This is a genomic window from Methanohalophilus levihalophilus (assembly GCF_017874375.1).
GTDB lineage: Archaea > Halobacteriota > Methanosarcinia > Methanosarcinales > Methanosarcinaceae > Methanohalophilus > Methanohalophilus levihalophilus.
The window spans coordinates 229,600-248,516 of the sequence record NZ_JAGGLK010000002.1 but is presented as its reverse complement, the minus strand read 5'-3'; the positions used below and the strand labels follow the sequence as shown (position 1 = coordinate 248,516).

The following is an 18,917-nucleotide window of genomic DNA, read 5'->3' as shown; positions in this document are numbered from 1 at the left end:
GCGGGGCTTAAATCCAGCCACGGTCTTTCATTGCAACTACGACACGGTCGATAGCAACTACGTAAGCTGCGGTTCTCATGTCGATGTTGTAGTTCTTGGATGCTTCGAGGACTGCGTGGTATGCGTCAGTCATCTTCCTGTCCAAACGGCTGTGGACACGTTCCTCACTCCAGTAGTACATGTAGAAGTTCTGGACCATTTCGAAGTATGATACAGTAACTCCACCAGCGTTACAGAGGAAGTCAGGAATGACGTGTACACCTCTCTCGTGGAGAATTTCGTCAGCGCGAGGTGTGGTTGGACCGTTTGCGAGTTCTGCTACGATCTTAGCTTTAATCTTGTCTGCGTTCTTCTCGGTGATTACGTGTTCGAGTGCTGCAGGAATAAGCAATTCAACATCCAATTCAAGGATTTCTTCATTGGAGATTGGTTCGGTGTTTGCGAGACCAACAACGGATCCGGTTTCAACTTTGTGCTGGAATGCGGCTTCTGGGTCGATACCGTCCATGTTCATGATACCGCCTCTGCTGTCTGTAACAGCAACGACTGTGGAACCGAAGAGTTCTACTGCGAGTTTTGCAGCGAAGTATCCTGCGTTTCCGTATCCCTGAACAGCGACCTTTGCGTTCTTGAGGTCTATTCCGAGCTCTTCTGCTGCTTCACGGACTGTGTAGAGACCGCCTCTTGCAGTTGCGTCGCCCCTACCGAGGGAACCGCCGACAGATAGTGGCTTACCGGTGATAACACCTGCTTTGTTCATGGTGGAGATCTTGGAGAATTCATCCATCATCCATGCCATCATCTTAGGGTTAGTGTAAACATCAGGTGCAGGAACATCTTTTTCTGGACCTACAATCTGGGAAATGCTTGAGATAAATTTACGGCTGAGACGTTCGAGTTCGCCTTCGGACATTTCCTTAGGGTTGCAGATTACGCCACCTTTACCGCCGCCGAGTGGAATGTCAACAACTGCGCATTTCCAGGTCATCCATGCTGCGAGTGCCTTGACTGTGTCAACGGTCTCTTCCGGGTGGAACCTGATACCGCCTTTTGTTGGACCCCTTGCATCATTATACTGTACCCTGAAACCTTCAAATACCTTAATGGAACCATCGTCCATACGGATTGGAAGGGATACGTGCAGTTCACGCATTGGGTGTCTGAGCATTTCGTGTACACCGTCATCGAGTTCAAGAATTGCTGCACACTTTGCTAACTGTTTCCTTGAGTTTTCAAATGGGTTTTCTGTTGACATTTGTTTTACCTCTTAAATTTATGAGATATTTAAACGGATTTAATTAACAAGCAAACTTTAATGCGAGATTACAATTTTTGTCGAAATTTCCCTGATTTCACTTCTAAATTGTTCCATGTAGGCGAACCCCGCCAACCAAGCACCATATAGAGAGTTTGCTCAAATACCATGGGTATTGGCAACCTATTACCTCCTTCTGATATATAAGTTAACCGGACAATTGTAGGAAACTAACGCCAGCTTTTTATCAAATACAAAGAGTAAGAAATGTGCGCATTGTAAGGTCCTTGCACAAGAATATGGCACGAGCCTTTCAGTGAGTGTACAGACAACCTCAATGCGCCACATAAGGAGACGATGCGACACAAGCCTGTCACGAGGGTAACCGGGAAGGACTGCGGAGATGTCCAGAGGATGATCTCCCGGAGTTAGTGCGTCGGGCGACAGCATTGTCCCCTGCAACAAAATGGATTTTTACCCATGCCTTTTAGTGATGCCATTCGTGAAAACGATACTGGAATTACCATCGATTTTGAAGTTACTCCGGGGTCTAAAACACTCTGTATACCAGGAGAATACAATGAGTGGCGAAAACGCATTGAAGTTAAACTCACTGAAAAAGCACAAAAGGGAAAAGCCAATTTGCAGCTGATCCAGAGCCTTTCGGAAATTTTAGGGATTCCTACGTCATCGATATCAATCGCTGCCGGAATGAAAAACAGTCAGAAAACCGTTAATGTGGAAGGAATCAGCAAAATAAAGGCAGTCGAATATTTGGAAAAGAAAAAGTAAAGAATCAGAGGGAAGAAATGTATTCCCTCACTATTTTAGCAGTACCGTCTGCCTTGAAAGCTTTCAGGAAGACCATTGTCTCGGCATATACACGGGCTTCAATGGCAACTTTTGTGTCCTCGTTTACAGCATAAATCCTCTCAAAGAATTGTCCGACTGCGAATTTGCTGAACTTGCCGAAGATTTCGTTGTCGGATTTACCCGGAGCTTTCTCACGGTGGTTTTCAATGGTCCATTTCCAGATATCGTTGAACAGCTCAGGTTCGAAAATCCTGAAGATCTCCCATACAATGTTCTGGAAATACGTTGCAACATTCCCTTTGAGAATAGTCCCATGAGGGAAGCGCTCATAAATCAGCTCTCGCGGAGTGCCGGTAATCCCGTGCTGGGCAACACGCACATCAGAACCATTTTGCCTGAGTGCGTCGGCAATCGCAATTGTTTGCTCGACATCAATTGAAATCTCTTCAATCAGATGTCCTGCACTGTCATAGGTGTTGCCATGAGCACTCCCATTTGCAATAGCAAGAACATGGGGATAAACATCATTTTCGTTGAGCGCCTGAATAAAAGTAACGGCTTCTTCAGGTTTTGTGAGAACACGGCCATGCTCATCCTCTCGCCCGATTTCACCGACCTCAACTTCAAGGCCGTATTCTTTGCCGCCCATCTTCTCTTCAATGTGGTGAGCGATTTGCGTAGTGGCATTAATGTTGTCAGCAAGCTCTTCCCTAAGATTACCTCCCTTGAAATTGAAGAGATGGGATGCATCAATGGCAAAAGAAGTGAAACCTGCTTCAACCTGTCCGCTTACAAGATCTTTTGTTGCTTCGATGTCTTCAGGGGTCCCTTTCTTGATGCCAATATGATCAGCATGCAATGCCCACATATCATAGCCCACCTCCGCAGCAGCTTCCCTTGATCTTCTGGAGAATTCTGCAGGGGTAAGTCCGGAATAACCACCACTCAGATCAGACTCAGATCTTGCAAGCTCCAAAATTACCGGAGCATCCATTTCTTTTGCTGCCCTGAGGATACCCTTCGTTACCAGGGCTATGCGGGTGTTGGTTGCAAGGATGATTGTGTCCCTGTCAAGCAGGGCTTTAAAGAAATATGAACTTGGGACTGGTTCGTAGTTTTCGCTCATGTATTATGACCTCAAAAGCGTTTATCTGGTACCTAGATATACCTTTCAATTCATAACGATTTCTGTCACACAAACCATAAGTCCTAAATACACAAAAGCGCATCAAATTGAACAGATTAATGGAGAAAAACCATGAAAGAGATCCTTGAACTTGAGAACAAGCTCCGTGCCATGAGTGCAGAAGAGCTTCACAAATATGCTATTGAGAAACATCCAGATATTCCAAATGTGGGTCTTGGAAAACCCAAACTTGTTATTCGTAAGCTGCTCAATCTTGAAAGAGAAAGGTTAAACCGGGAAGAAAGTGAATCCTGAGAACATCATCAGGATTCGAGCCATCAATTATTTCTGCATTTTATCTTAACCACAGAGTTCTCAGAGAGCACAAAGACTGCAAAATTATCTGGGTACTCTGTGTTCTCCGTGGTTGCATTCGAACAAGGGTTTCGACAGAACCGAAAAATCAGGCAACTTCCTCATCGATTAAACGAGTTCCTACCCCTATCACCCTCATGTGGGTCTGGAGCGGGAAATCCCATCCATCCGGCACAATTTCTTCCTTAATAACATCAATATCCACGTGATCCGGATCAAGTCCCGCATCTTCCATGTATTGCATTATCAGGGAGTGACCGGTTTCCTTTGCGTAATGCATAGCATCACGATACTCATGGAAACTTACCCTTCCTAGTTCTGAGAATACATAGTATTCCCAATCCGGAGCTGCCATTGAAGCGGGTTTCACCAGGAAATCAACCCTCCTGACACCCTTGGCAGCAAGAGCTCCTGCAGCATTGCCGACATTTGAATAATCCGGAAGAATTATTTCCGCATCAAGGATTTCCTCAAGCTCTTTCTTGTAGGCAACCACGGGGCCACCGATGAGAACTACCGGAACATCGATTTTGAACTTAACAGGAACATCAAGATCGAACACTTTGCGAACCTCTTCCTTTGGAATTCCTTCGAGGAAGAAAGATATGAGGTGAGAAGCCATGTTGCGGACAAACTTTTGTTTGATGGACAATGCAAATCCTTCTGCATCCATTTTGCACATTTTCCCTAGTAATGCAGCACCGATTTCTGCAGCCTCGGTATTGTGCTCAGTGTAATCGCCCAGTACGTGAAGAGCATCAGTAGGAGTAAAACCAATAGGTTGTATCAGGCGTTTCTGGAGAAGTTTATCCAGAATTTTGGAAGACGGATATCTGTTATCAAGCCGGGTTCTCAGTTCGCGAAGTGAAGTCGGTTCATCGGACACCGCATCAAAGACCGCTTTTTCGAGTTCCGTAAGCCCTATTGGCCCATATCCGGACTTCATGTAGAATGTGGTGGGCTGGATGTTGTTACTGATCAAAGTGTTGGAAGGCATAGGGTTTACTTTAAGCATATCCAGGAAACCCGGGAATAATTCCGCTGCACGACTTAATGGAACTACCCTTCGCGGACCAATATTTGATTTCCCGTCTTTCACCCATACGTGGCTGTCCCCACCCATTGCAGACGTTTCCATCTTAATGGCTTTTACACGTGTTTTCCAGCCTCCTACAACCGCCCCTTCATCACTAATCTCAGGAACGCCGTTTTGAATAACTGAAATATCAGTGCTGGTTCCACCAACATCAATGACAGCACAACTGTCCCTTCCGGTGAGGAAAGACGCACCAACAAGACTTCCGGCAGGACCGGAAAAAATGGATTCGATTGGTTTTTCAAGGGCACTCTTGATGCCGATAACCGAACCGTCACATTTGAGCATGAACACTTTCGGGTTTATTCCACGGCTCTTTATATCCTGTTCAACGGTTTCCATGAATTTTTCCGTTATTGGAAGCAGTTGGGCATTGAAAAATGCCGTTGTTGCCCTTTCAAAAGCACCCAGATCAAGAGATAATTCGTGTGCACAAACAACAGGATGTCCAGTGATTTCCCGAACAATTTCCTTTGCTTTTTCCTCGTGTTCGGGATTACGTATACTGAAAAACGAGGATATAGCAAATGCCGAAACTTTATCCTTGACTTCAGCGGCAAATTTGCGTATTTCGGCTTCATCAAGAGTTTCTTTTTCCACACCATTGTGGTTATGCCCGCCTGTGACTTTCACATAGTATGGTGTTGGCAACTCCTGCTTAAGCTCGTAATCCCCAATAAGGATAAGAGCCACCGGGAAACCGGTCCCTTCAAGAATCGTATTGGTTGAAAGGGTTGTTGATACCGAGACTATCCTCACTTTTTTCAACAGGTCCTGATCAATCCCATCAATTGCGTTTTTAATACCCTGAAGAGGATCAGGGTAACTTGTCAAAGCCTTGTTTGCATCAAGAATGCTATCGTCATCATCGTTTAACAATACGGCATCAGTGTATGTGCCACCAGCGTCAATCCCAAGACTATAAACCATGTAAATACAACTCCCTTTTTTTTTGAAAATATGACATACAAATGAAACAGAGAAATACGTTCAAGTGCTGCATATATAAGGATACCGTATTCATCCAACGCTGTGAACTTTCAAAAACAGTCACTTGTTATCGAATATAAAAGCAGGAATTGCAGCCAGATAAAAACATAGCTTCGAATAGAAGCTCCTTACCAAAAGGTATATATTAATATCTATGGATGTTTTTATGATGGAGAATCAACATAAAATGTTTGAATTTGATCAGAGGGGATTCAAATGAGAGAAATATGTGATTTTTCTTGGAAAGACTGTAAAGATCTGGCTTTAGACAAACATGACGGAATTGTGGGAATCCCGCTTTTAGTTGAAAGCAGAGACCCCCACCAATATGCGCTCAATGAAATAAAAGCCAACATGGTAGTTGACGACTTCAAAAACAAGATTTCCAGGACATTATCTGAAAAGAGAGCAATGCTGGACTAATAAAGTCTATCATTATAGGTAAAGGACAATTCCAAGCAGGAACACGGCTGCGATGGCAGTTAGAATGCGATCCCTATTTTTAAATTTCATTTCATATAGCTGTGTTCGTGGCCCACCATGATAACAGCGGCTTTCCATTCCCACGGAGATGTCATCTGCAAGCCGAAGGCTTCCCGAAAAGAACGGAATTACAAGAGAAAAAATCCCGGAGATCATAAACCTGTTCCCCAATCCTCTTGAAAGCTGTGCATCCCTTACTTCTTCCATATACCTCAAAAGGAGAGGAACGAGATTTACGGATAATGCCATCATTGTGGCAATTTCCGATGTTGTTATTCCTGCACGATGAACCGGAATTGGTTTCAGGATTGATTCAATCCCCAGCGCCAGCATTGCAGCGGAAGTGGTTGCTGAAAACAGGGAAGCAAATAATATTAACAGGACAAAGCGACCCACCACAAGAGAACCGCTGAGTAGTCCTTCCTGTGAAAAACTGGACCAGTGAAACTCAGATGAAGCTGTGCCCGGAAACATCAGGAAATGAAACAAAAATATGGCAATCAGGAATGGAAGTAAGGGGCGTACGGAAAGAACGTGCTGTTTAAGAGAAGTCCCCGAAAAATGCGCTGCCCCAATGAAAAGAAGCAAAGGATAAAACAAGTTCTGGAGAGATGAAATTCGGAATATCAGAATACTCAGCACAATAAGCGAAAATAGTTTGGTCCGTGGGTCAAGATTGTGGATTGCAGAATCGCCATTGATAAAACCGAAGGAAATATATTTTCTCATCTGGTTCCCCCTTTTCCGCATACCGAGAGAATTGCATTGAATGCCTCTTCAACTTCAGAAATGTCCGAAGGCAAGTCTACACCACGATTCTGCAATAAAGACATCAATGCGGAAATTGAGGGAGATTGCAAAGGATATTTTTCAACAAAGGAATCCGGGGAACCATCATAAGCGATGCTCCCATTTTCAAGGAATAGCATTCTGTCAACAAGATTTACAAACGTATCGGAATGATGGGAAGCAATGAGAATCCCACAACCCTTTCTCTTCAGTGTTTCAAGGGCATTCACCATCTTGTTCCGGGAAATACTATCCAGCCCGCTAAAAGGCTCATCGAGAATCATGTCATCTGGAGAGCATGCAACAACACCTGCAAAACAGGCAAGTTTTTTCTCACCCCCACTCAACCTGTGTGGTGAAAGTTCAAGTAATTCCTGTCCAAGACCTACAAGATCTGCGGCCTCATAGACGGTCTTTTTGAGAGTGTGTCCCTTCTCACCATAATTTTTCGGACCGAACGCAATGTCATCAAAAACAGTCTGCTCAAACAACTGCCTTGAAGCATGCTGGAAAAGGATACCAACCAGCTTCCGGGCCTTTTTGTCAGATGACGGAAAATCATCCACCAGAACAAAGCCACTATCCGGGGAAAGCAGTCCATTGAGATGCCTGATGAGTGTGGATTTTCCAGATCCTATTTCACCCATGAGGCCAATGATTTCACCGGATTCCAGAGTAAAAGATATATCGGATAGTACAGGCTTGTTTTTTGCATATGCAAAACTTATGTTTTTGACTTGAACCGACATATTCCCTCCACAACGGTGCCCATGTCACATGCAATATCTTCCAAGATGCCTGCCTGTTTGAGTCGCAAGGACAGATCCATGATTTGGGGGATTGCCATACCTGCATCCCGGAACACTTCCCTTTCAAGAAAAGTCGCCATTTTCCCGTCGTACAAAACCCTTCCGTTTTTCAGGGCAATAATCCGTTCAGCATGCCGTATTTCATCCAGATTGTGAGCAATGTGAACTATGGTTTTCCCATCGGAATGCAATTTTTGGATCAAAGAGATGATTTTATTCCTTGTAATGGAATCAAGCATTGAAACAGATTCATCAAAAACCAGACATTCGGGTTCCATAGCCAGCACCCCTGCAATCGCAGCCAGTTGCATCTGCCCACCACTGAGCAGTGAAGGTGAGGCGTCCCTGAATTCTTCCAGACCAACAGCCCTGAGTGAAGCCTCAACAGCTTCAAGCATTTTCTCACGGGAGAAACAAAGGTTTGAGGGACCAAAAGCAACATCTTCCCAGACAGTAGCCCCTACAAATTGTGTCATGGGATCCTGGAAAACCATGCCCACTTTCTGCCGTATTTGATCCAGGCATGATTCATCAGTGGTAGGCATTCCGGAAACTGTCACCGAACCTTCCGCAGGAAGCAGCAGGCCGTTGAGGTGCCGTACAAGAGTGGATTTTCCACTGCCGTTTTCCCCTACAATTGCAACGTACTCTCCTGCTGATATCCGGATGTTGACATCTCTGAGAATATATTCACTTCGAGGATACCTAAATGACAGGTTTTTGATTTCAATCATAGTTCAATATCCACACGTGTAAACAATACTGCTGCAGCGATTGCCTTGATGGCATCAAAAAGAATGAACGGAGCCACCCCCAATGTAAAAGCCTGAACAGGACTCAGGGAGGCCACATACATTAGCTGCAAATAGCCAAAAATATAAATTACAATCATTCCGGCAAGGAAATAAACTGAAGCATATGAAATTGATTTTCCGGGAAAGCGTTCTACCAGGTAACCAATAACCGCTGCGGATGCGATAAATCCTATCAGGTAACCACCTGTGGGACCAAGAAGCACACCCAGACCTGCTGCACCCCCGGCGAAAACAGGCAGACCTGCTATCCCGAGCAGAAGATAGACAACCATGCTGGCCGCACCCCAGCGGGCACCAAGGAACGCCCCTGCAAGGAATACGAATAGTACCTGAAGAGTTATCGGAACAGGACCGACTGGAATTACCATATACGCCCCCACTGCGGTCATTGATGCGAAGAGGGAAGCGTAGACCATTTTCCTTATACGTTCCGATGAACTGACAGTGTTGTTAACCATGTTCAGTTTAATGGTTAACTAGTGATATATATTTTTGCTTTACGGATCTGAAAGCATTAAAAAAAAGAAAGAGGTTGATGGGCTTAAATAAGCCACATCACATTTCCATATCGCCCATGTCAGGCATTTCAGGGGTAGGGCCTGCAGGATTTGGAGAAGCTGCAACAACGTCATCAATCCTCATGATCATGACAGCTGCTTCGGTTGCAGACTGGATTGCCTGTGTCTTGACACGGAGTGGTTCAATAACATCTGCCTCCCACATGTCAATTATTTTACCTGTATAAACATTAAGACCTGCGTTCTTGTTGCCTTCCTCGTGCTGTGAGCGAAGTTCAACAAGTTTGTCTATTGGATCAAATCCTGAGTTCTCAGCAAGGGTTTCAGGAATGGTTTCAAGTGCTTCGGCAAACTTGCTTACTGCAAGCTGCTGCCTTCCCTTGAGACTTGCTGCGTATTCATTGAGACGCAGGGATAACTCGACTTCAGGAGATCCCCCACCGGCAACAACATTGCCGTCTTCCAGTGCTACACTTACAACATGAAGTGCATCATCCATTGCGTGCTGGAGAGTGGCCACGACGTGCTCGGTACCACCGTGGAGAATCACAGTAACTGCCTTCTTTTCCTTGCAGCCTGTGACATAGGTCATCTTGATGCCCTTGATGTCGCGCTCTTCTACAAGTGCAGCTTCACCAAGATCTGCAGGAGTGATTTCATCGAGATCCTGAATGTCGGTAGCACCGGTTGATTCACAGATTCTCTTGATGTCGCTCTTCTTTATCCTTCTGACAGCATAGACGCCTGCCTTTTCAAGGTAGTACTGTGCAAGGTCATCAATGCCTTTCTGGGTGAAAACAACATTTGCACCGCTTGCAATAATCTTGTCAGCCATTTCCTTGACCATTTTCTCTTCCTGATCAAGGAACATCTGCATCTGTTCTGGAGAAGTAATCTTGATTTCCGCATCCATTTCAGTCTTGCGGAATTCGATTGGAATGCTGAGCGCGAGGATCTTTGCATCTTCGATTTTCTCAGGCATGTTGGGGTGGCTGCGCACCTTGTCAATAACAAGGCCTTCTACAATATGGGATTCCTTGATGCTGGCTCCTGCCTGCTTTTCCACTTTGATGTTTGTTACATCAGCCACGATTCCGTCATCGGTTTCCTCGACAATGAGTTTTACTGCATCGACGGTGAGCTCGGAAAGTTTGTCCTTGTAGCTCTCAGCACCTTTACCGGTAATTGCAGTTGCTGCAATCTTTTTCAGTGCTGCGATGTCATCAGGGGAAACTGAAATTGCGATGTCGTTGAGAATCTTGATAGCTTTCTTGGATGCTTCCCTGTAACCGTTTGAGATGATTGTTGGGTGAACACCTTTGTTGGTGAGCTCTTCAGCCTTTTCGAGAAGTGCGCCCGCAATAATTGAAGCGGATGTGGTTCCGTCGCCGACCTGTGCGTCCTGGGTCTTGGAAACTTCCACGATCATTTTTGCTGCAGGGTGCTCGATATCCATTTCCTTGAGAATGGTTGCACCGTCGTTGGTAATTACAACGTCACCCATGCCGTCCACAAGCATCTTGTCCATGCCTTTTGGACCGAGGGTTGTGCGTACAGCATTTGCCACGGCTTTTCCTGCGAGGATGTTGTTGCTCTGTGCATCCCTGCCACGTGTTACTCTGCTTCCGTCTGCTAAAATGTAAATTGGCTGTCCAGCCATATATCCTGCCAAATTCTGACCTCCTGAATCGCGTAATATAGTGATTGTTATCGTACTGACCTGACACCCTTCGGGAGCATGGTCTGTTCGTTGTAGATGAATGAACTTCTATATAAGTATTGCTCGTGCCCAAACCTTTCATGCATGCAAAGAAAATAGTGCTATCGGGGTTTGAATCCCCATCGGAACATCAAACCGACTCAATTAAGCCCGGTGCTTGAAAAGCCCTGACACGTAAAACATTTAGGATTGATACGATACATAATAAGTATAAAAGATTTGGGGAGGACATCAGATTCCAACAATAACAATTAATCCCGACTTATGCATACATTGCAATTCCTGTGTGAAATGCTGTCCGGAAAACGTTTATTTTAGCGAGGATTCCGATGAAACACCTAAGGTTTTCTTTGAAAGGCTGTGCATTAGTTGTGGACATTGTGTCAGCATCTGCCCCACTGAAGCCATAAGTCATTCTGCTTTTCCGGAAGATAGTTTGCATCTTTTTGAAAAGGAACGGCTACCTGCAGAAGAAGTGCTTAAGTTGCTTAAAACCCGGCGCTCTGTGAGAGCTTTCCAGAATAAATCTGTTGAAAAAGAGATGCTGGAGAAGATAATCGAAGGTGCCCGGTATGCTCCAAGCGCGCATAATTCACAGAGTACAGAATTTATTGTCATTTGGGATCGGGAAAAACTGGAAGCTATTGTGGAAATAACAATAAGCTACCTGTCAAAGATTGTGGGCCAGCTCAACAATCCGATTACAAAAAATCTGTTGCTCAAATTATCCCATGATGAAATTGCAGGGGCATTGGAGCTTCTTCCTAATTTTGTAAGAATCGTGAGTGAAGCAAACAAGGGAGAAGATTCGATATTGCATGAGGCTCCTGCCCTGATATTATTCCACGGGAAAAGAGATGCCATTTCAGCAGAAGCAAATGCGCTTGTTGCGACACAGAATGCGATGCTTATGGCACACAGTTTAGGACTTGGCAGCTTTTTCACCGGATATGTGATGGGAGCCTGCAAGCGGGACAAAAGGATACCGGAACTGTTGTCACTGCCTAGCAACCATAGGATTTATACAGGACTTGCAGTGGGTTACCCGGAGCTTGAATACAGGTACTGGATCGAGAGGAAGCCCCCCGCAATAAAATGGATGTGAGATTCAAAAAAGGGCCTGAAGGAGTAAAATACCATGAAATTGCTGTGTAAACTGGGACTGCATAAGTGGGAGAAGGCTGGAGGATTTTCGCAATATTCCTCAAACGTCCGGGAGCAACATTACATTTGCAAACGTTGCGGGGAGAGGAAGAAAGAAGTCATTGCGAAAAAGGGCGACGATTTTTTCTGACAAATCCGGAAAAACAGGATTAGTAAGACGTTTTCAAAAGGGAGATAAGTGTACGGATAACAGCGTATCCGCAGCTTTTACATTATCCCTTATAGTATCGGAACAAAATACCACAATGCATAATAAAGCATGGCAAGCGCCGTAGCGGTGGCCGTTGCGTTCCTTAGATCCGATACTGATATTCCATACCTCATACCGTCATACCTCCACACGTTCACTTCACTAAAGTACCACCATAATATAATATTAAAAACTTATAATATATATTTTACTATAGATAATTAGTATGAGTATTATAACCTCACCTAAAAGACGTACCAGACGTCCTTTAAACGAGCAAAAATGTTCCAAACATGGATCTAAATCCAGCCAAAAATGAATACAATTCAAAAATGTATAAATATATATAATAATCCTAATATCTTTTACCTATGAATCCCGTCAGCCCTTCCGAAATAATGTACGAAATGTTCGGATTCCGCCCCGAACTCGGAGGCATTATAATCATTGTCGTCCTTGCACTCATCCTGCGGGGACTTGTGCTGAAAACCGGGAAGTCACTGGTAGGGCGGTTTTTGATCAGTGCAGTGATTATAGCTATCGTGATTGTAGCGCTTTCGGCTTACATGATTAGCAGGCTCTAAGCTTAGTTCTTGCTTTTTGCATACTCCAGTGCTTCGTAAATGAGTGATTCGTACTCATCTTCGAATTCTATAGGAATCATCACCCATTCCTTAAAGCGCTTCTTCGTGAGATTGAATTCCTGACCCTTGCCTTCGGCAATCAATTCATTAACCCTTTCAGGAGAAACCTTGATGACAAGAACATCTTCCTTTTCCCACATCATTCCCATGAAGTCGCCTTTGTATCGCAGACAGGCGTTTTTCATCATCGTGGATTCTTCAACCCCGTCTTCAAGCAGGAGCTTGTAAACTGCTTCATCGTATGTCATGCCAAATTCTCCTGTATGTATTTTAGAAGGGGTGGATTGTTCTCGAGTTTGCGGGGACCCATGAGCATGCCATTGAGCCCGTTCTCCTTGAGATAATAATAGTTCACCGGAGAGTCTTCCTTAATCTCAACGGCAGAAGACACTTTCACTTTCATGAATGGTTTTGTGTGCTTCTTCCCCGAATCCGATTTTTTGATGAAAGCACTAACCTCGTCCATGATGTCCTCGGCATCATATCCAATCTCCAGCACCTCACAAACAAAACCGATTTGCTTGTAAGGAGCAGCCAGGTAAATGTAGAGCACATCCCCAACGGACACCTTGGAATTTACAGGCCAGTAGGTCTCTTTCTCACCAAACGCACCCAGGACGTCGTAGTATTTTGTGTTTGCAGGGTATAGCCAATGTTCCATGATATTTTGTTTGTGTTGGGAGGGATTTATAGGTGATGGGGTGTGAGATTCAGATACGGAATAGAAAGCAAAATGAAGCCTAATCATTCATTGCCCAAAATGCCGGTGAAAGCTCTCTTAAGTCTTAGTTTCTGAAAGATGCTTCCTCATCCAAACAGCTACTTTTTTAGCATTTGCTACTGCTAATAGAGGCAAACCCGCTAGGACGGCTTGAGCAATCTCTTTTGAAGACAAATCAAACTGATCCATAGTCAATTTAAAAGCATAGATGCCAAGGACAGCAATGAGAAAAATTAACGCAATGAAAACAGGTTTTCGATTGTTTTCAACAAAATTAGCTGTTCTCTCACTTGTGTCGAAGACCACTGAAGAAGTTACAAAAACAATATGCCATATTAGTATAGTCAATGAAACCAAAAAAATTGCAAGATAGATAGTTATTCCATAGTTCCCATAATACGAGGGTATTATTTCAGGATTGACCAATGCATTATAGGACACGATGAAGAGGATAAAAGATACCAATGTCCATTCTATATGTTTAACGCGCTCTTCCAATGTCAAAGCTTTTGAATTCATAATTAACCCCTAGAGAACTAATAGTATTTTCTTTGAACGCTTTATAAATTTTCCCAGACTTGCAACCTAACTTTGAGCATCAAATCTATTTTGACAGCATAATTCTGTAAATAAAGAATTGGATAGACGAAAATAAAATAGTATGTACTAACAATTGCAGCAAAACTAACTGAAAACGATTAAACAAAAGAAGAGAATAAAGCGTCCCGACCGAGACTTGAACTCGGGTCTAAAGCTCCGCAGGCTTCAAGGATATCCGCTACCCTACCGGGACACGCTTTGATGTTGTACATGTTTTTCAGATATAAAGCTTGCTGGTGAAGGCTTCATTCATTAGAGGACAAAGAGGCGCTCAATCCAGCCATACCCTTACGTAGCATGATTTCAAGGATGTAAACGTTGTCATCCTCAATGGAGAAGATAGCACGATAATCGCCTATTCGGAGACGATACAAGTCTTGCCTGCCCTTTGTCCCCTTCAATTTTTTGACATCACGGGAAAGCGGATCGTTTTTTAGTTGCCTTAAGCCTTCCACAAGCCGGCTCTTTGTGCCGGAATCAAGTGCGTTCAGATACTTCTGCACGTCCCTGTGAATGCTTATATTATAGTGCATGCCGGATCACGCTCAAATGTTATCGAGCGAAACAAACTGATCCTTGTCTTCCAGCCGGCGGTACATCCGATCCATGAATTCATCCCTGTCAGCACAATCCATGAGACGGTTCAGGATATCGCTGTAAGTATCTCCTTTTTGGCCGTAGGTTTTCAGCCGGTCCCTGATATCTTTTGTTGTTGGTATTGTAGTTGCATCAGACATGGAAATCACCTTTCGGGATACATCTGTTTCATCGAAATCAGATGAATATGAAACTATTATATTATTAGTTCTTATAAGTTTTTATTAGTAATTCATAACTACTTATAATCAAATTATAGGGATTGGTAATTGCAGAAGAAACATAGCTAAAAAACACAGAGCACACTCACCTCCTGTGGAGTTGAGTGCCTTCTACGCCTGTGAGGCGTGCAGGTCACAGAGAGCACGGAGGGAGACTGCAAAATCCTCTGAGAGCTCTGTGTTCTCTGTGGTTAAACTTGTCGTGTTTGAATAATCGGGGAGTTTCTGCAGAGCCACAAGATAAAAATTAAATGCCTGTAGAGTATGAGGGATTAGCATGACAATGACCATAGGCCTTGCCGGCAAGCCTAACGCCGGAAAATCAACGTTTTTTAAAGCCGCCACACTGGCCGATGTGGAAATCGCAAATTATCCATTCACAACCATCAACGCCAACCGTGGTGTAACCTATGTGCGCACGGACTGCCCATGCACCGAAAAAGGCAAACCCTGCGGGAAATGCAATGATGGCGTGCGCTACGTACCTATCGAAATTATCGATGTTGCAGGACTTGTCCCTGACGCCCACAAGGGCCGGGGATTGGGCAATGCTTTCCTTGATGAACTGCGCCAGGCACAGGCAATCATCCACGTAATCGACGCCTCCGGGGGCACGGATATCGAAGGCAACCCCGGAGACATCGGCAGCCACGACCCCCTTGGTGACATTGACTTCCTCAACCGGGAAATCACCATGTGGATGGCAGGCATCCTGAACCGCAACTGGCTCAGGCTCGCCCGTAAAATCAAAGCCGAAGGACTCAAACCCGAGCAGGCAATCGCCGAGCAGCTCATGGGAGCCGGCGTCTGCGAGGCTGATGTGCACGAAGCCCTCTGCCAGTACAAGGATGACAACTATGAGAAATGGGAAGAAAACCAGCTCTGCGAACTCTGCGAAATAATACGGATACTAAGCAAACCCCTCATGATCGCAGCCAACAAGATGGATGTCGCACCTCCTGAAAACGTGAAAAAGCTCCGCGAGCTCGACTTAATAGTGGTTCCCACAAGTGCTGCAGCCGAACTTGCCCTGCGTAATGCCGCAAAACATGAAATTATCGATTACATCCCCGGAAACGAGGATTTCAACATCATCTCCGAAGACCTCGATGACAAGCAGAAGAAAGGACTTGAAAGCCTCAAGGCATTCATGCAATCCCACAAACCGGCCGGTTGCGGAGTTCAGGAATGCATCAACAAAGCCGTTTTTGAATTACTCGACCTGATTGTCGTCTACCCTGTGGAGGATGAGAGCCACTGGACGGACAAGAACGAGAACATGCTTCCTGACGCCTATCTCATGAAACGCGGATCAACCGCCCATGATCTTGCCTACCGCGTCCACACCGACATCGGGAAGGCATTCCTCTACGCCGTCGATGGCCGTACGAAAATGAGACTCGGGGAAAAACACGAATTGCAGGACGGGGACGTAATTAAAATCGTATCAACTGCCCGTTAAGCGTCCCGGAGTAATCCGCCATGCTCAGGAAAATCTATGAAAAACGTCTGCAAAACACGGTCATGAAACCGGGAAGGGCAATTCCCGAACATGTTGCCCTTGTACTGGCGGAAACCGACATCCTGAGCAGAAACGGAGTATCCAAACTAAGGGATTTCGTCAACTGGAGTTCAAAACTCGGAGTTACCGAGATAAGCACTTACATCGATGTTCTGGACATCGAACCCCAACTGCAGGAAGAAATGGCAGGCAAGCTCGCAGAAACCCTGCGACAGATGTTTGCCGGCATGTCCCTGAAAACGGAATATGCGATTTACAACGACAAAGGCACTCTTGTGGCAAAGAACGGGAATGAGAAGCCTTTAATCAACATCCTTGTGGGATTCGGCGGGAAAAGGGAACTGACACATGCTGTCAGGGCCATCCTTAAAAAAGTCGAGGTCGGCGAGCTACAGCCGGACGAAATCACCGAAAAATCCATAGAGGATAATCTCACGATCCGGACAGAGCCTGATCTAATCATACGTGCAGGGGGAAAACATCTTTCCGATTTCCTTATCTGGCAATCCGTATACGCAGAGTTATTTTTTACCGATGTCAACTGGGAAAGCCTGAGGAAAATTGACCTCCTCAGAATAATGCGTGACTTCCAGAACCGGCAGAGGAGATACGGGAAATGAGCGACTGGGAAAAGCATTACGTGGTCGTAGTCTGCCCGAAATGCCGGATACAGTCCCAGATAGTAGAAGATACAGGACAAAAAACCATACGCTGCCAGAACTGTGGTGCAAATCTTAAGTTTAGAAAACTGAGACAATTCCACAATTCAACCGATCTTGAGGAAGCAATTCTCGCAAGAACAAAGTTGCAGGCATCGCTTGTCGGTAAGGGCACTGCCAGCATTATCTCGACGGTTGAAGTTGACGAATCAAAAATCAAAGAGAAAGCAGATGACGTCACCCGACCGAGAAAACCTCTGGAAATTGTTCTCTCAAATATCCCCGAAAAGGGAAACATATCCCACGAAGAGCTGAAAAGCAGCGCCGGTAAACTGGGGCTTGGTGAGGAAAAATTCGAGACAACATTACGCAAATTGCTTGAATCCGGTCATATCTACGAACCTAAAAACGGATTTTTCCGCCGGGCCTGATTTGGTGCACAAAATATATCTAAAAAAAAAGCGTACCAGTATGGATCGAAATACTTGTCACAAAACCGGAGATAATTTGAATATGTCAGAAAGTCGTCTCGACATCGTTGAACTACTGCTCACGACCAGCGTCTATAACGATCACAAGGAATTGGATGAAAACAGTCTGCCTCGCGATATCAGGAAAAACTACTGGAACAAGCAATACAAAGGCGTTCCAAAACCCGTGAAAGTATCGCTCTCGGATCTGGAAAAACTCTACGGGATAGAAAACCAAAAAGCTGCGGTACAGGGTATTCCGTTCCTTGAAATCGATGACGTAGGATACAAATTAAAACTCACGTCTTTTGACGTAGCTGCAGACTGGTTTGAAAAACAGGAAGATTCAATAGAACGAATCAACAACAACCCCATTCTCGCATATTATTTTGAAAAACGTGAACATGAGCACGCAGATTATAATGCAGCCCTTGAATTCACCCGACCCAAGGAAGTGGACAGGGAATGGCTGGAATCCCTGCAGGAAAGGATCAGTCAGGAAGAAGGCGGGGAAGATATGCTCAAACTCGCCCACCTCATCGCTCCCGAGGACATCATACAGCCGCTTAGTGAGCTTGTCCTGACTTCCAAGCAGGAAGAAAAAGTGGAAAAGATTGTCAAGGCCATAACATACAGGGATTACCTGAGGGAAATAGGCCTATATGACGTCGGGAAGGTACTTCTGGTCGGAGCTCCAGGTACCGGGAAAACATCGGTTGCAAGAGCACTTTCCGAAAAACTGGCAGTCCCCTTTGTTGAAGTCAAGCTTTCAATGATAACCGACCAGTATCTCGGGGAAACGGCCAAGAACATAGACAGGGTTTTCGAACTGGCGAGAAGACTCAATCCCTGTATCCTGTTCATTGATGAATTTGACTTCATCGCAAAAACCCGTACCTCCGACGAACATGCCGCACTCAAAAGAGCGGTTAACACTCTCCTGAAGGCCATTGACAGTATTAGTCTCACAAACGACGGCGTTCTGCTGATAGCCGCCACCAATCACCCGCACATGCTTGATTCGGCTGCGTGGAGGCGTTTCGATGAAATCATGGAATTCCCGTTGCCAGACCTTGAAATGAGGAAGGAAATCCTTGACATTGTCACCCGTAAGATTAAGGGTAAAATGGATACTGAAGAAATTGCAGAACTCACCGAAGGGTATACAGGCTCCGACCTCAGGATGATTATTCGGGAAAGTGTCCTGTCTGCACTTCTTGAGGAGAGAACCGAACTAACACAGGAAGACCTCCTTGACGCGATTGAAATCTTCAATGCACGGGCAATCATCAAATCTGATGAATACATAAGCCGCAATTTTACCTGAAAACCGGGGAAAG

The 18,917-nt window shown here is 45.0% G+C and carries 23 protein-coding genes and 1 tRNA gene; 10 read left to right on the top strand and 14 right to left on the bottom strand.

Annotation, left to right across the window (positions count from 1 at the left end; translation table 11 throughout):
* Window positions 1-7 precede the first annotated feature (7 nt).
* The gene (locus J2755_RS04895; RefSeq protein ID WP_209680560.1) at window positions 8-1,255 is read right to left on the bottom strand and encodes a Glu/Leu/Phe/Val family dehydrogenase; all 1,248 of its coding nucleotides are present in this window, start codon (window positions 1,253-1,255) and stop codon (window positions 8-10) included.
* 480 nt (window positions 1,256-1,735) lie between these two features.
* Here J2755_RS04895 and J2755_RS04890 point away from each other — a divergent pair, with 480 nt between their 5' ends.
* Window positions 1,736-2,047 (top strand): DUF167 domain-containing protein, encoded by a 312-nt coding sequence (locus J2755_RS04890; RefSeq protein WP_209680558.1) that lies wholly within the window; start codon window positions 1,736-1,738, stop codon window positions 2,045-2,047.
* 4 nt (window positions 2,048-2,051) lie between these two features.
* On the opposite strand, the gene J2755_RS04885 is transcribed toward J2755_RS04890, so the two are convergent.
* Window positions 2,052-3,194, bottom strand: a complete 1,143-nt coding sequence (locus tag J2755_RS04885) for a class II fructose-bisphosphate aldolase (RefSeq protein WP_209680556.1) — start codon at window positions 3,192-3,194, stop codon at window positions 2,052-2,054.
* A 132-nt stretch (window positions 3,195-3,326) separates the two neighbouring features.
* Between J2755_RS04885 and J2755_RS04880 the strand changes: the two genes are divergently transcribed.
* Window positions 3,327-3,509: a hypothetical protein gene (locus tag J2755_RS04880; RefSeq protein WP_209680555.1), complete on the top strand. Its 183-nt coding sequence runs from the start codon at window positions 3,327-3,329 to the stop codon at window positions 3,507-3,509.
* Between the two features lie 148 nt (window positions 3,510-3,657).
* Here J2755_RS04880 and J2755_RS04875 read toward each other — a convergent pair whose 3' ends face one another.
* Window positions 3,658-5,595, bottom strand: a complete 1,938-nt coding sequence (locus tag J2755_RS04875) for a hydantoinase/oxoprolinase family protein (protein WP_209680553.1) — start codon at window positions 5,593-5,595, stop codon at window positions 3,658-3,660.
* A gap of 276 nt (window positions 5,596-5,871) precedes the next feature.
* Here J2755_RS04875 and J2755_RS04870 point away from each other — a divergent pair, with 276 nt between their 5' ends.
* Window positions 5,872-6,078 (top strand): hypothetical protein, encoded by a 207-nt coding sequence (locus J2755_RS04870; protein WP_209680551.1) that lies wholly within the window; start codon window positions 5,872-5,874, stop codon window positions 6,076-6,078.
* 12 nt (window positions 6,079-6,090) lie between these two features.
* Here the strand turns inward: J2755_RS04870 and J2755_RS04865 are convergent, their stop codons facing one another.
* The 5 genes from J2755_RS04865 to thsA form a co-directional block, all read right to left on the bottom strand.
* Window positions 6,091-6,867 carry an energy-coupling factor transporter transmembrane component T family protein gene (locus J2755_RS04865; RefSeq protein ID WP_209680549.1) on the bottom strand — a complete coding sequence of 259 codons (777 nt, stop codon included), beginning with the start codon at window positions 6,865-6,867 and terminating at the stop codon, window positions 6,091-6,093.
* On the bottom strand, window positions 6,864-7,676 hold the full coding sequence (locus J2755_RS04860) for an energy-coupling factor ABC transporter ATP-binding protein (RefSeq protein ID WP_209680547.1): 813 nt from the start codon (window positions 7,674-7,676) through the stop codon (window positions 6,864-6,866). The genes J2755_RS04865 and J2755_RS04860 overlap by 4 nt, the downstream gene beginning before the upstream one ends.
* Window positions 7,652-8,470 carry an ATP-binding cassette domain-containing protein gene (locus J2755_RS04855; protein ID WP_209680545.1) on the bottom strand — a complete coding sequence of 273 codons (819 nt, stop codon included), beginning with the start codon at window positions 8,468-8,470 and terminating at the stop codon, window positions 7,652-7,654. Before J2755_RS04855 ends, J2755_RS04860 begins: the two co-directional genes overlap by 25 nt.
* Window positions 8,467-9,009, bottom strand: a complete 543-nt coding sequence (locus tag J2755_RS04850; protein WP_209680543.1) for a biotin transporter BioY — start codon at window positions 9,007-9,009, stop codon at window positions 8,467-8,469. The genes J2755_RS04855 and J2755_RS04850 overlap by 4 nt, the downstream gene beginning before the upstream one ends.
* Window positions 9,010-9,106: 97 nt before the next feature.
* Complete coding sequence (gene thsA, locus J2755_RS04845) at window positions 9,107-10,729, bottom strand: thermosome subunit alpha (RefSeq protein WP_209681403.1); 1,623 nt, start codon at window positions 10,727-10,729, stop codon at window positions 9,107-9,109.
* A 277-nt stretch (window positions 10,730-11,006) separates the two neighbouring features.
* Here thsA and J2755_RS04840 point away from each other — a divergent pair, with 277 nt between their 5' ends.
* The 3 genes from J2755_RS04840 to J2755_RS04830 all read left to right on the top strand — a co-directional run bounded on the left by J2755_RS04840 (window position 11,007) and on the right by J2755_RS04830 (window position 12,727).
* A complete protein-coding gene (locus J2755_RS04840; protein ID WP_342591067.1) occupies window positions 11,007-11,894 on the top strand; it encodes a nitroreductase family protein in 888 nt (295 codons plus the stop codon).
* A gap of 33 nt (window positions 11,895-11,927) precedes the next feature.
* Window positions 11,928-12,083, top strand: coding sequence for a DUF1660 family phage protein (locus J2755_RS04835; protein ID WP_209680540.1), 156 nt, complete (start codon window positions 11,928-11,930; stop codon window positions 12,081-12,083).
* A gap of 431 nt (window positions 12,084-12,514) precedes the next feature.
* On the top strand, window positions 12,515-12,727 hold the full coding sequence (locus tag J2755_RS04830; protein ID WP_209680538.1) for a hypothetical protein: 213 nt from the start codon (window positions 12,515-12,517) through the stop codon (window positions 12,725-12,727).
* Between the two features lie 2 nt (window positions 12,728-12,729).
* On the opposite strand, the gene J2755_RS04825 is transcribed toward J2755_RS04830, so the two are convergent.
* The 6 genes from J2755_RS04825 to J2755_RS04800 all read right to left on the bottom strand — a co-directional run bounded on the left by J2755_RS04825 (window position 12,730) and on the right by J2755_RS04800 (window position 14,845).
* Window positions 12,730-13,035, bottom strand: coding sequence for a hypothetical protein (locus J2755_RS04825; RefSeq protein WP_209680536.1), 306 nt, complete (start codon window positions 13,033-13,035; stop codon window positions 12,730-12,732).
* Entirely contained in the window at window positions 13,032-13,448 is a 417-nt protein-coding gene (locus J2755_RS04820; RefSeq protein WP_209680535.1) for a hypothetical protein, read from the bottom strand. Before J2755_RS04820 ends, J2755_RS04825 begins: the two co-directional genes overlap by 4 nt.
* A 117-nt stretch (window positions 13,449-13,565) precedes the next feature.
* On the bottom strand, window positions 13,566-14,027 hold the full coding sequence (locus J2755_RS04815) for a hypothetical protein (protein WP_209680532.1): 462 nt from the start codon (window positions 14,025-14,027) through the stop codon (window positions 13,566-13,568).
* 202 nt (window positions 14,028-14,229) lie between these two features.
* A tRNA-Arg gene (locus tag J2755_RS04810) sits at window positions 14,230-14,301 on the bottom strand.
* A gap of 52 nt (window positions 14,302-14,353) precedes the next feature.
* A complete protein-coding gene (locus J2755_RS04805) occupies window positions 14,354-14,641 on the bottom strand; it encodes a type II toxin-antitoxin system RelE family toxin (RefSeq protein WP_209680530.1) in 288 nt (95 codons plus the stop codon).
* Window positions 14,642-14,653: 12 nt separating this feature from the next.
* Complete coding sequence (locus tag J2755_RS04800; protein WP_209680528.1) at window positions 14,654-14,845, bottom strand: hypothetical protein; 192 nt, start codon at window positions 14,843-14,845, stop codon at window positions 14,654-14,656.
* Window positions 14,846-15,203: 358 nt separating this feature from the next.
* On the opposite strand from J2755_RS04800, the gene J2755_RS04795 reads away from it, so the two are divergent.
* The 4 genes from J2755_RS04795 (at window position 15,204) to J2755_RS04780 (ending at window position 18,904) form a co-directional block, all read left to right on the top strand.
* Window positions 15,204-16,388: a redox-regulated ATPase YchF gene (locus J2755_RS04795; RefSeq protein WP_209680526.1), complete on the top strand. Its 1,185-nt coding sequence runs from the start codon at window positions 15,204-15,206 to the stop codon at window positions 16,386-16,388.
* Between the two features lie 20 nt (window positions 16,389-16,408).
* Complete coding sequence (locus tag J2755_RS04790; protein WP_209680524.1) at window positions 16,409-17,068, top strand: undecaprenyl diphosphate synthase family protein; 660 nt, start codon at window positions 16,409-16,411, stop codon at window positions 17,066-17,068.
* The gene (locus tag J2755_RS04785) at window positions 17,065-17,538 is read left to right on the top strand and encodes a DUF5817 domain-containing protein (RefSeq protein WP_209680515.1); all 474 of its coding nucleotides are present in this window, start codon (window positions 17,065-17,067) and stop codon (window positions 17,536-17,538) included. Before J2755_RS04790 ends, J2755_RS04785 begins: the two co-directional genes overlap by 4 nt.
* Before the next feature lie 82 nt (window positions 17,539-17,620).
* A complete protein-coding gene (locus J2755_RS04780) occupies window positions 17,621-18,904 on the top strand; it encodes an ATP-binding protein (protein ID WP_209681401.1) in 1,284 nt (427 codons plus the stop codon).
* The last annotated feature ends 13 nt before the right edge of the window (window positions 18,905-18,917 follow it).

Excerpts from the sequence above, each read along its gene's own strand:
- J2755_RS04875 (WP_209680553.1), bottom strand. The coding sequence starts at position 5,595 with ATGGTTTATAGTCTTGGGATTGACGCTGGTGGCACATACACTGATGCC.
- J2755_RS04880 (WP_209680555.1), top strand. The coding sequence starts at position 3,327 with ATGAAAGAGATCCTTGAACTTGAGAACAAGCTCCGTGCCATGAGTGCA.
- J2755_RS04885 (WP_209680556.1), bottom strand. The coding sequence starts at position 3,194 with ATGAGCGAAAACTACGAACCAGTCCCAAGTTCATATTTCTTTAAAGCC.
- J2755_RS04825 (WP_209680536.1), bottom strand. The coding sequence starts at position 13,035 with ATGACATACGATGAAGCAGTTTACAAGCTCCTGCTTGAAGACGGGGTT.
- J2755_RS04790 (WP_209680524.1), top strand. The coding sequence starts at position 16,409 with ATGCTCAGGAAAATCTATGAAAAACGTCTGCAAAACACGGTCATGAAA.
- J2755_RS04815 (WP_209680532.1), bottom strand. The coding sequence starts at position 14,027 with ATGAATTCAAAAGCTTTGACATTGGAAGAGCGCGTTAAACATATAGAA.
- J2755_RS04865 (WP_209680549.1), bottom strand. The coding sequence starts at position 6,867 with ATGAGAAAATATATTTCCTTCGGTTTTATCAATGGCGATTCTGCAATC.
- J2755_RS04850 (WP_209680543.1), bottom strand. The coding sequence starts at position 9,009 with ATGGTTAACAACACTGTCAGTTCATCGGAACGTATAAGGAAAATGGTC.
- J2755_RS04830 (WP_209680538.1), top strand. The coding sequence starts at position 12,515 with ATGAATCCCGTCAGCCCTTCCGAAATAATGTACGAAATGTTCGGATTC.
- J2755_RS04890 (WP_209680558.1), top strand. The coding sequence starts at position 1,736 with ATGCCTTTTAGTGATGCCATTCGTGAAAACGATACTGGAATTACCATC.
- J2755_RS04855 (WP_209680545.1), bottom strand. The coding sequence starts at position 8,470 with ATGATTGAAATCAAAAACCTGTCATTTAGGTATCCTCGAAGTGAATAT.
- J2755_RS04860 (WP_209680547.1), bottom strand. The coding sequence starts at position 7,676 with ATGTCGGTTCAAGTCAAAAACATAAGTTTTGCATATGCAAAAAACAAG.
- J2755_RS04820 (WP_209680535.1), bottom strand. The coding sequence starts at position 13,448 with ATGGAACATTGGCTATACCCTGCAAACACAAAATACTACGACGTCCTG.
- J2755_RS04895 (WP_209680560.1), bottom strand. The coding sequence starts at position 1,255 with ATGTCAACAGAAAACCCATTTGAAAACTCAAGGAAACAGTTAGCAAAG.
- J2755_RS04780 (WP_209681401.1), top strand. The coding sequence starts at position 17,621 with ATGTCAGAAAGTCGTCTCGACATCGTTGAACTACTGCTCACGACCAGC.
- J2755_RS04805 (WP_209680530.1), bottom strand. The coding sequence starts at position 14,641 with ATGCACTATAATATAAGCATTCACAGGGACGTGCAGAAGTATCTGAAC.
- thsA (WP_209681403.1), bottom strand. The coding sequence starts at position 10,729 with ATGGCTGGACAGCCAATTTACATTTTAGCAGACGGAAGCAGAGTAACA.
- J2755_RS04870 (WP_209680551.1), top strand. The coding sequence starts at position 5,872 with ATGAGAGAAATATGTGATTTTTCTTGGAAAGACTGTAAAGATCTGGCT.
- J2755_RS04785 (WP_209680515.1), top strand. The coding sequence starts at position 17,065 with ATGAGCGACTGGGAAAAGCATTACGTGGTCGTAGTCTGCCCGAAATGC.
- J2755_RS04835 (WP_209680540.1), top strand. The coding sequence starts at position 11,928 with ATGAAATTGCTGTGTAAACTGGGACTGCATAAGTGGGAGAAGGCTGGA.
- J2755_RS04800 (WP_209680528.1), bottom strand. The coding sequence starts at position 14,845 with ATGTCTGATGCAACTACAATACCAACAACAAAAGATATCAGGGACCGG.
- J2755_RS04795 (WP_209680526.1), top strand. The coding sequence starts at position 15,204 with ATGACAATGACCATAGGCCTTGCCGGCAAGCCTAACGCCGGAAAATCA.